Consider the following 12,743-nt stretch of genomic DNA (forward strand, 5'->3'; position numbering starts at 1 on the left):
TCAGGGGTTCGAATCCCTTCCGGGACGTCAAGTAACAGCCTTCCTTCGGGAAGGCTGTTTTTGCGTGCAGGGAAAGAGAAGCCCAGGTGGTTCGTCGGAGCAAAGGCATCGATAGGATCAGCTTCGCAGTCAGCCCGGAAGGGCTGCATCCCGCTCGGGGCAAGTAACAGCCTTCCTTCGGGAAGGCTGTTTTTGCGTGCAGAGCATCCTCGCAAAAGTAAGCAAACTGAAGCTCTGATAGATAATTAGGGAAAATCTCCCTATAATTCAGAGCTTTCTACTCAATAGACTAATAATTAGGGAAATCCTCCCTGTAATTTAACTAATTCGTTGGCGAATATAGATATTCTCCCGATTTTTAGGGAGGATTTCCCTCTTTTCATTCATTTCAAGCAATTATCGGCTAAATAGAGGGAGCTTTTCCCTAATTACTCTCAAAAAAGGCCAACCCTATAATTGGGGTTGGCCTAATTATACGAAAAGAAGGTGCCGAGAAAGTAGCCTTCACTACTTTTTCGGCACCTTGAGCCTTCCCGTGAGAAGGCTGTCTTGCATATGGCCACCGCTATAGAAGCGGCCAGATCTCCTCCCAGACAGTGTCTAGAATAGCTTGCATATTATCTTCCATACTGTTAATAGCGATTACCACTTGAGCATCCGGGGCAACCATGCAGAATTGACCGTGAGCGCCATCGGCACGATAAGCATCGTGCGTACACAACCAGAATTGACAGCCGTACCCTTGGCCCCAATCACCAGCTCCGTTATTTTCGATCTGCTTTTGTGTAACAAAATCAATCCAAGCTGCTGGAATAAGCTGCTGTCCCTTCCACATTCCTTTTTGCAAAAGAAGCTGTCCAAATTGGCTTAGTTCTTCGGTATTGATCTGAAGTCCGGCACAACCGAGGGTGATCCCTTGAGGAGTCATTTCCCAATCAATATTTTCTATGCCTAGTGGGGCAAAGAGACGGGGAACGAGGTAATCCTTTACGGTTTGTCCGACACGGGCCTGAACCATGGCAGAGATCATAATGGTATCCCCGCTACTGTAGGTAAACTGTTCCCCAGGAGGTCTGTCTAAAGGCAGCGATAGATAATGTTGTATCCAATTTACATCCTTCAAAGCCAATCTTTCTTCAACCCAAAACGGTGGGGAATCATGCCCTGTACTCATACGTAGTAAATCGAACAAGGTCAACTCCCCAGGTTGCATGGAAGAACAGGCCTCTTTATGAGTGAATGCATATTCCGGAAACACATCTTTAAGTGTTGTATTTAGTGATAGCTTTCCTTCTTCGATGGCTAGACCCACCGCCATGCATGTAAAAGATTTGCTGACCGAATGCTGCAAGCGCCGGATATCCTCTGCGAGATCCACTTTCCCCACTAGAGATCCGTTTTGAAGCACACGTACATTGAATACATTTAATCCACGTTCGCGGATTTGAGCTTCAAAGCGAGTCATGTTTAACATAAAATGCAGCCCTCTTTCTCTATGATTCCAAGTTTGATGAGGTAGATTGTCGATCAAAATGATTGAAAATAGAGTGGAAACGTTTCCTATGACCGGATATTTAATAGCTAAATTGATGGTATTCTATTCTTATTTTAAAGTCAATGTAAGCAGGAAGAGTACTGTTTAACACTAAACTACTTAGAATTTAAAATGAATTCGAGATGTGATTCATTTTTATTCGAAAATCATAGGTTGACTTCTAAAAAATATCTGTCCATAATGAACGTAATAAGCGATTTAGATACGAAAACAGTCAAAATGATGTCATGGGAAACGTTTCCCATCATTTCATGCGTTTCCACCAAGCTGATTTCATCAGGTGCAGGGGAGCTCATTATAGGGGTGAAACAGGGGGAATTATGAATATCAAGGATATTGCAAGACTATCAGGCGTTGGTATCGCCACGGTCTCCAGGGTAATTAATAACTCCGGTGTTGTAAGTGATGCAACCAGAGCTAAAGTAATGGCTGTTGTAAGAGAACATAATTACATTCCGAATGGAAATGCGAGCAATCTGAAGAAAACGCGTTCCAATACGATAGCGCTTATGGTTAAGGGAATTGCAAACCCGTTTTTTGCAGACATGATCAAAGAAGTAGAGCGTCAAGTAAATCTGCGCGGCTGTCCGCTTCTGATCCAGCATGTTGAAGATGGAGTGGATGAGATCAATGCTGCTCTTCAGCTTGTGAAGGAAAAGAATTTATACGGGGTAATCTTTATGGGTGGTACATATGACCATTCTGAAGAAAAATTCAAACAATTGCCGATCCCATTCGTTTTGACTACCATCACGACTACGAAGGATGTTGATCCTGCCGTATTCTCCAGTGTGATCATTGATGATATGCAAGAGTCCTATAAAGCTGTGAGCTATCTAATTTCACTCGGACACCGGAACATTTGTTTTTTGGCCAGATTTCCTTTGGTTCAGCATACTACCGGAAACCGTCGTCTTATGGGTTATATCAAGGCGCTTGAGGATCATGGGATTGAGTATGATGCTGCCTTGGTAGAGGATTGTGAATACAGTCCAAGTTCTGGCTTTACAGCTACGAAAAGACTGCTCAATAAGAAGAAAGATATCACTGCTGTCTTTGCCGCATCAGATACCATTGCTATCGGAGCTGCCAAAGCTTTATTGTCCTTGGGTCTATCGATTCCAAATGATATTTCGATCATCGGATTTGACGGTATAGAGATGGCAGAATACTATCACCCATCGTTGGATACGATTAGCCAGCCTGGGGTGGATATGGCGAAAGCCAGTGTTGAAATTCTGTTTGACCTGATTTCGGGACAATCGGAGAACAAGCATGTGGTATTCGAGTCTGTTTTGGTTAAGCGGGGATCTTGCAAGAAGATTAATAAACAAGCATAAATACCTTCGGCGTCCTTGTAAGGACGGTAAGCGTTTGAGCGAGAAATAGAAGGATAATTTATTGCGTAAGCATATACTTTCTTATATTTTTAAAAAAAGGTTCCGTAAGGAGATGACATATGGCACTTCTAACAGTGGAGACCGGTTCTCCTACCTTAAGAATGACAACGTCCATTAGCATAATCTCCCCCGTTGATTCGGGCAACACCTCCGGTGGGACGCTTTATCTGTTACACGGTGCTGGCGATAATGCTAGCACATGGTACAGGATGACCACTATTGAGCAGTATGCTAACAAGTATGGCTGTACAGTCATAATGCCTCAGGTAGGAAGAAGTTATTATACAGATATGGAGTACGGACTGGATTACTTCCACTATGTTACGCAAGAGCTGCCTGAGCTTTGTGGCCGAATGTTGAGACTGGATGATGATCCGCAGAAGACGTATGTTGCCGGACTATCGATGGGTGGATATGGGGCATTAAAATGTGCGCTTACCTATCCTGAGCGTTATAGCAAAGTCGTTTCTTTATCAGGCGTTACAGATATTCAGAAAAGATTGAGAGACCCGCAAATGTCTTCGGATATGGCGAGGGAGATGGCAGGCACTTTCGGAAAACGCTTACAAATCAAGCCGGATCAAGATCTGTATGCTTTAGCGGCTAAATTAATCGACGAGGAACGTGAGCTGCCTTCGATGCTGACCTGCTGTGGCTCAGAAGATCCATTTGTTGAGATGAACAGGGAATTTGCTTCTCATATGCAGGCGAGCCCCTATACATTTCGATATGTTGAGACCTCAGGAACGCATGAATGGAGATTCTGGGAGCAGCATCTGAAGACGGCTTTTGATTTCTTGTACAACTAAGAGTAAAGAGTAATTTTAGAGAGATATTATGGAGGATTTGAGATGAAAGACCAGCAACTGACGTCCCTGTTGAACCAGATGACGCTTGAAGAGAAGATCGCACAATTACAGCAGCTTGCTGCTAATTTCTATGAAGGGGCAGAAGAAGGAGGGAAAATCACTGGCCCTATGGCATCCATGGGGATTACGGATCACATGATTGAGAATAGTGGTTCAGTACTTGGACTTTCGGGCGCAGAGCAAGTCATTGCCGTCCAGGAAGCTCATTTACGTAAAAATAGATTAGGTATTCCATTACTGATGATGGCGGATATCGTGCATGGCTTCAAGACGATTTTTCCGGTGCCACTAGCGATTGGCTGCTCTTGGGATATGGAACGAGCAGAGCTGAGCGCCGAGATTGCGGCTAAAGAAGCGGCGGTCTCCGGTGTACACGTCACTTTTGCACCCATGGCGGACCTTGTTCGGGATCCGCGCTGGGGTAGAGTGATGGAGTCTACCGGCGAAGATCCTTATTTAAATGGTAGGTTTGCTCGTGCGTTTGTACGCGGATTTCAGGGAAGTGACTTGACGGGCGATGAAAGTCGTCTGGCAGCTTGTGTTAAGCACTTTGCAGCCTATGGTCTATCCGAAGGCGGACGGGATTATAATACGGTCGATTTGTCAGAACGTCAGCTAAGGGAATATTATCTGCCAGCCTATCGCGCTGCTCTGGATGAGGGCGCAGAAATGGTGATGACTTCGTTCAACACGATTGACGGAATTCCGATAAGCGGAAACGTTAAGCTGCTTCGTCAGCTGCTGCGTGAGGAATGGGGCTTTGACGGCGTGTTAATCTCGGATTGGGGCGCGGTGAAGGAACTGATCCCGCATGGTGTCGCCGAGGATGAAGCTGAAGCAGCACTTAAAGCTATCAAAGCTAGCGTGGATATCGAGATGATGACGGAGTGTTATGTGCACCAATTACCAGCTCTTGTAGCTGATGGGCAAGTGGACGAAAGCATCATCGATGAAGCCGTACTTCGTATTTTGAAATTGAAGCAAAGATTGGGCTTGTTTGAGAATCCTTTACGCGGGGCAGATGTAGAGAAAGAGCGTGAAGTGATTTTCTGTGAAGATCACCGGACAGCAGCGCGTGAACTAGCAGTTAAATCCTGTGTACTCCTTAAGAATGATCAGGTTTTACCGCTTGCGGCTGAGCAACACATTGCACTAATCGGACCTTTTGCCAATAACGGAGATATTCTTGGACCGTGGTCCTGGTTGGGTTCAACAGAAGAAGCTAGCCGTCTTGCCCCAGCAATGGAAGCTCGTGCTGTTGCGGGTAGAATTACCGTTGCCGAAGGCTCCGGGATTGAGAGCTTTACAGAAGAGCAATGGCTGGAGGCGAAATCGGCAGCATTGGAAGCCGATGTGATTGTGCTGGCACTTGGAGAACATTCGGACATGAGCGGAGAAGCTGGAAGTCGTTCAGATATCCGTTTGCCGGAAGCGCAGCGTGAGCTTTTGCAGCGTATGAAGATGCTGGACAAGCCTATTGTGGTGGTGTTATTTAACGGACGCCCACTGGATCTTAGTGGCGTGATCGAGAACGCGGATGCTATTCTGGAAGCCTGGTTCCCAGGAAGCGAGGGCGGCGCGGCGATTACCAGCCTACTGTATGGTGACGAGAATCCGTCAGGAAGATTAACGATGTCTTTCCCTGTATCTGTTGGGCAAATTCCGGTCTATTATAATCATTTCAACACTGGACGCCCTCTTGGACCGGGTGCGGACAAACGTTATGTCTCACAATATCTGGACATTCCTAATGAGCCGTTTCTGCCATTTGGCTTCGGTCTAAGTTATACGACATTCAGCTACAGTGAGCCGCTCCTTTCCGGTGAAATCATGACGAAGGATCAGCCTATTAAGGTGACTGTTACGGTGACTAATACGGGCAATGTAAAAGGTGAAGAGGTAGTACAGCTCTATATCCGAGACATTTCAGGAGAAGTTGTCAGACCGATGAAGGAACTGAAGGACTTTGCCAAGTTTAGCCTCTCCCCGGGAGAAAGCAAGGAAGTAAGCTTTACGCTTACGGAAGAACAGCTTCGTTATTATCATAGCGATTTAAGCTTTAGCAGTGATCCGGGCAAATTCAAATTGTTTGTGGGTCCAAATAGCCAAGAGGTTAAAGAACGCGATTTTCGCTTAACATTAGCTTAAGTAGAATATATACGACACACGCTGTCGTAATCGAGGAGTGCAAAAATATGACTACTAATATGAATTCTAACATCCATTTAAACGCTGGAGACTTATCATTCACTTTTACAAACAGTGGGGACTTGTTCCAAGTTCTTCATGAACGGACAATGATCAATCAATTATTGCCTAATATTGTGGATGGCTCCTTATCCAATCTATATTTACGTATTCATAGTAATGGAAGCATTCAAGCTGTTCCTTTGCTGGGCATTCATTCTTCAAGCACTGTACGTAAGGCCGGGAACCGCTTGGTTTGGGAAGGTACTGCGGAAAATATTGAATATCAGGTTATTTTTACTCCTACGGCTCAAGGCGCATGGTTCTGGGATGTGAAGCTTTCGGGACATGAGGCAGATGTGGATCTCGTGTACGGACAAGATGTGGGTATTGCCGATATCGGTGCTGTTCGCAGTAATGAAGCCTACCTGTCACAGTATATTGATCATGCCGTATTCGAGGATCAGTCAAAGGGATATGTAGTATGCTCCAGACAGAATCAACCGCAAGGTGGCAAATTTCCATATCTACAACAGGGTGCAATCACTAAGTCAGCAAGCTTCTCGACAGATGGTTTTCAATTCTTTGGATTGTCTTATAAAGAGACTAATCAACCGGATAGCTTGAGCCGTGAGCAATTAAGTAATGAAATCTATCAATATGAATTCGCTTATACTGCATTGCAATCGGAGCGGGTGAAATTGAGTGGGGAAGCAAGGTTTGTATTCTACGGATTGTTCAAACAAGATCATCCACAAGCGATCACTACCCTAGAATTTACGAATGATATCGCTGCGGCTTGGGATGCTGTAAAAGATTTACCTTTAGAAGCTGAAGCACCGCTCGAACGTTCTTTCCTCACGGAGGAGCTTGGTGCTCCGCTGGTGGCAGATTCTCTATCAGAGAATGAGATCGAAGGTCTGTTTCCAGTTCGTTATCAAGAGGAGAAAGAAGGAGACGTTCTACTGTCTTTCTTCACTGAAAATTATGAGCATGTAGTCCTAAAAGAGAAGGAATTACGCGTAGAACGCCCACATGGTCATATTCTGATGAGTGGGGATAACGCTCGACTTAACGATAAGGTTATCACGACAACTTCTTATATGTATGGGATTTTCAACTCCCAAGTAGTCATTGGCAATACCAATTTCAACAAGCTAATGTCCAATCCTAGAAATGCGCTTAATATTCCAAAAGCTTCGGGACAACGAATTTATGTGCAGTGGAATGGCGAATACCGTCTACTGACCATGCCATCCCTGTTCGAGGTTGGTTTCAACTATGCCCGTTGGTATTACAGAACAGAAGGCGAATGCTTTATTATTACGAACTACACTACGGCAGATTCTCCGGAAATATTCCTGAATGTGCGTACGGAAAGCGGAAAAGCTTATCGCTATTTAGTCACTAATCAAATCACTATGAACGTTAATGAATACGAGCTTCCATATCAATGCAAGCAAGAAGAGGGAACTGTGACCTTCTCGGCGGACAGAAGCGCACTAAGTGCTGGAGAGTATCCTGACTTGCAGTATAAATTCCAGGTACAGGGAGCGGAGTTTACGCTTCAAGATGAAGGCAGATTCGTTACCAATGCTCCACACACAGATGCACCGTTAGCTGTTCTGGAGTTGTCGGCGAGCAGTGAGTGGACTTTGAATATTCAAGGCCTTCTGGATGGTAAGGAGATTCATTCGAGCAGCCGTACAGTTGAAGAGGAAATTTCCACATACCGCGAGTTCTATAGCGGGGTTATGAATGGCTTCCGCTTGACGCTAGGTGATGGGTCAGAAGGTGAGCTGTTTAAAGTGAATGCTCTGGCTTGGTGGTATACACATAATATGCTCGTCCATTATTCTGTCCCTCACGGGCTGGAGCAATATGGCGGCGCTGCCTGGGGAACTCGTGATGTGTGTCAGGGACCTGTGGAATATTTTATGGCTACGCAAAAATACGAACAGGTTCGTGAAATATTGCTGACGCTGTATGCTCATCAATATGAAGATGACGGTAACTGGCCACAGTGGTTCATGTTTGATAAATATACGAAGATTCAGCAAGAGGAAAGCCACGGGGATATTATTGTGTGGCCGCTCAAAGTGCTTGGAGACTATTTGGCAGTAACTAAAGATTACAGCATTTTGCAAGAAACAGTGCCGTATACTCGTAAGCATAGTTTTGACTTTACAGAGAAAGAAGCGACACTGCTGGATCATGCGCGGAAGGAAGTTGCGTATATTAAGAACCACTTCCTGCATGATACGCATTTGTCTTCTTACGGTGATGGAGATTGGGATGATACACTCCAGCCTGCGAATCCACAGTTGAAGCAATACATGGTTAGTAGCTGGACAGTGGCGCTTACCTATCAGACTCTTAATCAGTTCTCGGAAGTTCTTCGTTCCGTTGATCCAGCGGAAGCAGACGAGCTGAAGGCAATGGTGGATGGTATCCATGAGGATTTCAATACACATATGCTCCAATCTGAGGTGATTCCTGGATTCCTGTATATGGAAGATCCAGAGCAAGTGAAGCTTTTGGTACACCCGAGTGATAAGGAAACAGGAATCCAATATCGTCTGCTGCCAATGACGCGTAGTATGATCAGTGAGCTATTAACTCCGGAACAAGCCGAAGCTCATTATGAAGTGATCCAAGATAAACTATTCTGTCCTGACGGTGTACGTTTAATGAACCGTCCAGCACAATATGTTGGCGGTGTAAGCAGTCATTTCAAACGTGCAGAGCAAGCTTCTAACTTTGGTCGGGAAATTGGACTTCAATATGTACATGCGCACATCCGTTATGTAGAAGCTATGGCTAAGCTAGGGAAAACCGATCAGGTCTGGAATGGCCTAGCAGCGATCAATCCGATCGGAATTCGCGATGTGGTGCCAAACGCTGAACTACGTCAAGCTAACTCCTATTTCAGTAGCTCGGATGGTAAATTTAACACTCGTTATGAGGCACAGGAGAATTTCGATAAGCTGCGTAATGGTGACGTAGCGGTCAAAGGCGGCTGGAGAATCTATTCCAGCGGTCCTGGGATCTACATGAATCAGTTAATCTCGAATGCACTAGGGATTCGTACCGAAGGCGGAGATTTAATTGTTGACCCCATTCTGCCGGAGTCGCTGGACGGCATGCACTTTAGCTTTGAATACGCAGGTACTAAGGTAGACTTTATCTACCACCTTACGGGTGGGGAGAACAGTCGGATTACTATCAATGGTACAGAAGTGCAGGCTGAAGGTACACTTAATCGCTACCGCAGTGGCGGTGTTCGGATTAAGCGTGAGGACTTTGATCGTCTCTGCGTAGAAGCCGGAAATGTGATTGACATTTATAAGTAAGCTAATCATTAAAGGGCAATCTCTACGATAAGTGTAGAGATTGCCCTTTTTTTTGAAATACTACATACGGCTCGGTGTTGGTAATCCAAGTACTTCTAGCACATCACCTAAAGTGTTCTTAAATCTCGAAGTAAGCCAGAGGCGAAAGGCAATGGTCGCCGCCTCCCCTTTTAAAATCGGACAAGTAGAATAAAAATTATTGAAGAGAGTGGCTAAAGTATGTGCGTAAGTGCAGAGTATATTTGGCGTCAATTCTACGCTTGCAGAATACAAGGTCTCCTCCCAGAGGCTAAGCTGTCTCAGCAGAGCAAGCTCTGCTTTTTCCATTTCGAGTGGGAATTGAATCTTTAAGGCATCTGTGTGGATTGGGAGGGTGGATTTGCCCAAAACACTACTAGCACGGGCATAGGTGTACATCAGATAAACTCCTGTGTTGCCGGATATTTCGGTAGCCTGTTTGAAGTCAAACACAATTTCTGTTCCCAGATTAAACCGCAGCAGATAATAGCGAATGGCAGCAGCTGCAATGATATGGCTGGGAAGCCCCTCTTTATCGGAGCGTGAATGTTCGATATTCTGTTCCATAAGCTTCACTAAATCGATCACCTTAACACCAATTCCTTGGCGCCCTGACATGGCATAAGAAGATTTTCCTTCCGAAATATTTATTCCCAGCTCGGCTGCGGAAGCCGGACTAAGGGACACCACACCATAACTCACATGATGGAGTTTCGCGGCTTGATCGTTATAACCTAATGCGCCCAAAGCCTGCTTAACCATTTGCTGCGGATATTCCTGTCTATAATCGATCACGTTAATAACACGATCCGCCTGTCCATAGGGCTCCTGGGTTCCAGTTAATCCTGTAGTCCATAAGCCGGACGAGAATTCACTGTAGGTGAAATCCTTGGTTAATAGACCAAATTTCCAGAGGTGATAGGCAATGTCTTTGGCAGTGTAAGTCAGAATACCATTCGAACGTACAAGTACCTTATCCATATGATGATCCTCCGAATCCGCTCCATTGCTAATCGCTGTCCCTTGCTTTAACCAGCAGCCTGCCAGCTTACCTTCAGTCTCCTGTACAAAAACCGTGGTTTGCTTCAATTGCTCAGATGCGGCTGCCCAGAATCCCTCTTTTAAAATATTACTTTCCCATACCAGCAGGTCATAGTGAATACCGAAACGCTTCATTTCCTCTACATGTTCTCTCACCATACGTTCAGCGACAAGGTTACCCAGCCACGCCTCATTGCCGTTACCCTGTTCCAGGGCATGCAGCATTTCTGTGCGCTTATGTGTCATCTCTGGATTCTGTGCATATTCTTTATTCACTTTGGCATAAAGATCCCAGCAATAATCACCAAAACGCTGATGATCTCCTTCCAACGGTACATTCAATAAACCAACGACTGTATCCGCTAACTGGTTGCCCAGATCATCGACGTAGTTATGGACCTCTACGTTATGTCCGGTTCTTTTCATTAGTCTGACCAGCGCATCGCCGATGCACGCATTTCTCAGGTGACCAACATGAGCAGCTTTGTTTGGATTGATTGAGGTGTGCTCGATGATGACCTTTTCCCCTGTGCTGTTGGGCAGTTCAAAGGAATGTTTAGCCCATATCCGCCAATCCATGTACAAATTAATAAATCCAGGAGCAGCTACTTCGACCTTTTGTAAAAAGCCTGTGTAGCTCTCTTGTAATTTAAGCTCTGCTTTTACTAACTCTGCTATGACGAGAGGTGATTTGCGCAGGATTTTGGCTAGCTGCATAGCAATATTGCAGGAATAATCACCATGCTCTAGATTAGCGGGCTGCTCGATCAGAATAGGAACATCGTTTGGGTAAGGAATTTCTAAGGTGTGGAATACTTTTTTTACACTTTGTTCAATGCTGTTTTTGATGGTTTGACTTAACATTTTATACCCTCCTTTGAAAATACAAAAAAGCCCTCGTCTCAAAAGAGACGAGGGCTTTAGCGCTCGCGGTACCACTCTCGTTGCTAAACAGACGTTTAGCCACCTTACAGGATAACGGTCTTCAGCCGGGACTTCCTACTTGGGTTCAGAAGTCCATCTCACGGGTGCGCTTCATTAAGTGATCTGTACCGGCTTACACTTACCCGGCTCGCTGAGGACTAGAACACCTTAACTACTCTCCCGCTCATCGATGCTTGAATAATTTTAATCAGTATAACGAATATTTTGAAAAAAGCAATAGGGCGAAACTCGGTATCAATCTGGAAACGCTTGAGTTTTAGATTGTCCGATAAGTAATTACAAACTCACAAAACAGAAGGGGCTCTCATTATTGAGTGGAAATTCCTTTGCATAAATGTCCACGCATTAACTTTAAATACAGAATATTACTATATAGAGCTATTAATTATGGATCATATTACTAGTTTTATAGTTTGTATTTTTTCAAATTGAGTGAAAGAGAGGAGTGAATAAAGATGGCATTATTTTCAACCGGACCTATAGATAATAGTCCAATTCTGGGGATCAGACAAACACAAATCGTAACAGTAAAAGTGGTTAATCGGGATTCTCTTAATCCTTATAATCTCGTCATTCAAGGCTTTTTTCTAAATGGATCAAGAACGATGTATGTGAATGAAATGGTAAATCTCACACCTAACCAAGTTCTAACTAGGAACTATTTTGCAGATTTAGATGCATTTGAATTTGTGTTTGCAACATTAGAAGAAGTTGAAGCACAGGTAGGGATCTCGGTCTGGGGAAAACAGGCTTCAGGACAATTGGTAGATCCTCATCGTGTAGTAGCATGGGAGAAGCACGCAGAAATAATCTAAAGGAGTGTTGAGAATTGAGCTATTTATCTACCGGGCCGATAGATAATACCATGGTGGGTGGGATACGACCTACTCAACATGTTACGATCAAAATCGATAACCGAAGCGATGTTACTTCTTCTACGGTTCTCGTCCAAGGATATTATATGGATGGGACAAGAACTTTGTATGTTAGTCAGCTTATTAACGTAATGCCTGAGCAAGTCATAACCAATGATTATTATGCTGATTTTGATGCATTTGAATTTATATTTACGACTTTAAGCCTGGTAGATGATCCTATTCAAGTTTCAGTATGGGGGAAAAATAGCTCAGGGCAAATCGTTACTGCTCACCGACTTGTTCATTCAGAATTACTCGGAGCAACCGTAGGGGCAACTGGGGCTACAGGTGATACAGGAGTGACTGGAGCGACGGGAGCAGACGGAGCTACTGGTGCGACGGGGGCTGATGGAGTAGCTGGTGCAACCGGAGCTGCCGGAGCAACGGGAGCCGATGGAGTGACTGGTGCAACGGGAGCCGATGGAGCGACAGGAGCGACCGGGGCTGATGGAGTGACT

The 12,743-nt window shown here is 44.8% G+C and carries 8 protein-coding genes, 1 pseudogene and 1 other annotated feature; of the genes and pseudogenes, 7 read left to right on the forward strand and 2 right to left on the reverse strand.

All coding sequences use genetic code 11. The features are described from left to right. Positions 1 to 249 (forward strand): hypothetical protein (locus CA600_RS31605; protein ID WP_218832808.1); only part of this gene is annotated, 249 nt, incomplete at its 5' end. Between the two features lie 316 nt (positions 250 to 565). On the opposite strand, the gene CA600_RS29205 is transcribed toward CA600_RS31605, so the two are convergent. Next, complete coding sequence (locus CA600_RS29205) at positions 566 to 1,474, reverse strand: serine hydrolase domain-containing protein (RefSeq protein WP_094874610.1); 909 nt, start codon at positions 1,472 to 1,474, stop codon at positions 566 to 568. Between the two features lie 401 nt (positions 1,475 to 1,875). On the opposite strand from CA600_RS29205, the gene CA600_RS29210 reads away from it, so the two are divergent. From CA600_RS29210 to CA600_RS29225, 4 genes are all read left to right on the forward strand, one after another. Further along, positions 1,876 to 2,895 carry a LacI family DNA-binding transcriptional regulator gene (locus CA600_RS29210; protein ID WP_094874611.1) on the forward strand — a complete coding sequence of 340 codons (1,020 nt, stop codon included), beginning with the start codon at positions 1,876 to 1,878 and terminating at the stop codon, positions 2,893 to 2,895. 119 nt (positions 2,896 to 3,014) lie between these two features. Further along, positions 3,015 to 3,764, forward strand: a complete 750-nt coding sequence (locus CA600_RS29215; RefSeq protein ID WP_094874612.1) for an alpha/beta hydrolase — start codon at positions 3,015 to 3,017, stop codon at positions 3,762 to 3,764. A 42-nt stretch (positions 3,765 to 3,806) separates the two neighbouring features. Further along, entirely contained in the window at positions 3,807 to 5,972 is a 2,166-nt protein-coding gene (gene bglX / locus CA600_RS29220; RefSeq protein WP_094874613.1) for a beta-glucosidase BglX, read from the forward strand. Between the two features lie 47 nt (positions 5,973 to 6,019). After that, positions 6,020 to 9,364: a GH36-type glycosyl hydrolase domain-containing protein gene (locus CA600_RS29225; protein WP_094874614.1), complete on the forward strand. Its 3,345-nt coding sequence runs from the start codon at positions 6,020 to 6,022 to the stop codon at positions 9,362 to 9,364. Positions 9,365 to 9,424: 60 nt separating this feature from the next. On the opposite strand, the gene CA600_RS29230 is transcribed toward CA600_RS29225, so the two are convergent. Beyond that, a complete protein-coding gene (locus tag CA600_RS29230; RefSeq protein ID WP_094874615.1) occupies positions 9,425 to 11,287 on the reverse strand; it encodes an arginine--tRNA ligase in 1,863 nt (620 codons plus the stop codon). 40 nt (positions 11,288 to 11,327) lie between these two features. Then, positions 11,328 to 11,544: a binding site (T-box leader), on the reverse strand. Between the two features lie 279 nt (positions 11,545 to 11,823). On the opposite strand from CA600_RS29230, the gene CA600_RS29235 reads away from it, so the two are divergent. Further along, positions 11,824 to 12,183: a hypothetical protein gene (locus CA600_RS29235; RefSeq protein ID WP_094874616.1), complete on the forward strand. Its 360-nt coding sequence runs from the start codon at positions 11,824 to 11,826 to the stop codon at positions 12,181 to 12,183. A gap of 14 nt (positions 12,184 to 12,197) precedes the next feature. Then, positions 12,198 to 12,743, forward strand: a pseudogene (locus tag CA600_RS31410) (YVTN family beta-propeller repeat-containing protein); the annotation flags it as partial.

The organism is Paenibacillus sp. VTT E-133280 (assembly GCF_002264385.1).
Lineage (GTDB): Bacteria > Bacillota > Bacilli > Paenibacillales > Paenibacillaceae > Paenibacillus_AQ > Paenibacillus_AQ nitricinens.

Coding starts and splice junctions, on each gene's coding strand:
- CA600_RS29205 (WP_094874610.1), bottom strand. CDS start 1,474: ATGTTAAACATGACTCGCTTTGAAGCTCAAATCCGCGAACGTGGATTA.
- CA600_RS29210 (WP_094874611.1), top strand. CDS start 1,876: ATGAATATCAAGGATATTGCAAGACTATCAGGCGTTGGTATCGCCACG.
- CA600_RS29215 (WP_094874612.1), top strand. CDS start 3,015: ATGGCACTTCTAACAGTGGAGACCGGTTCTCCTACCTTAAGAATGACA.
- bglX (WP_094874613.1), top strand. CDS start 3,807: ATGAAAGACCAGCAACTGACGTCCCTGTTGAACCAGATGACGCTTGAA.
- CA600_RS29225 (WP_094874614.1), top strand. CDS start 6,020: ATGACTACTAATATGAATTCTAACATCCATTTAAACGCTGGAGACTTA.
- CA600_RS29230 (WP_094874615.1), bottom strand. CDS start 11,287: ATGTTAAGTCAAACCATCAAAAACAGCATTGAACAAAGTGTAAAAAAA.
- CA600_RS29235 (WP_094874616.1), top strand. CDS start 11,824: ATGGCATTATTTTCAACCGGACCTATAGATAATAGTCCAATTCTGGGG.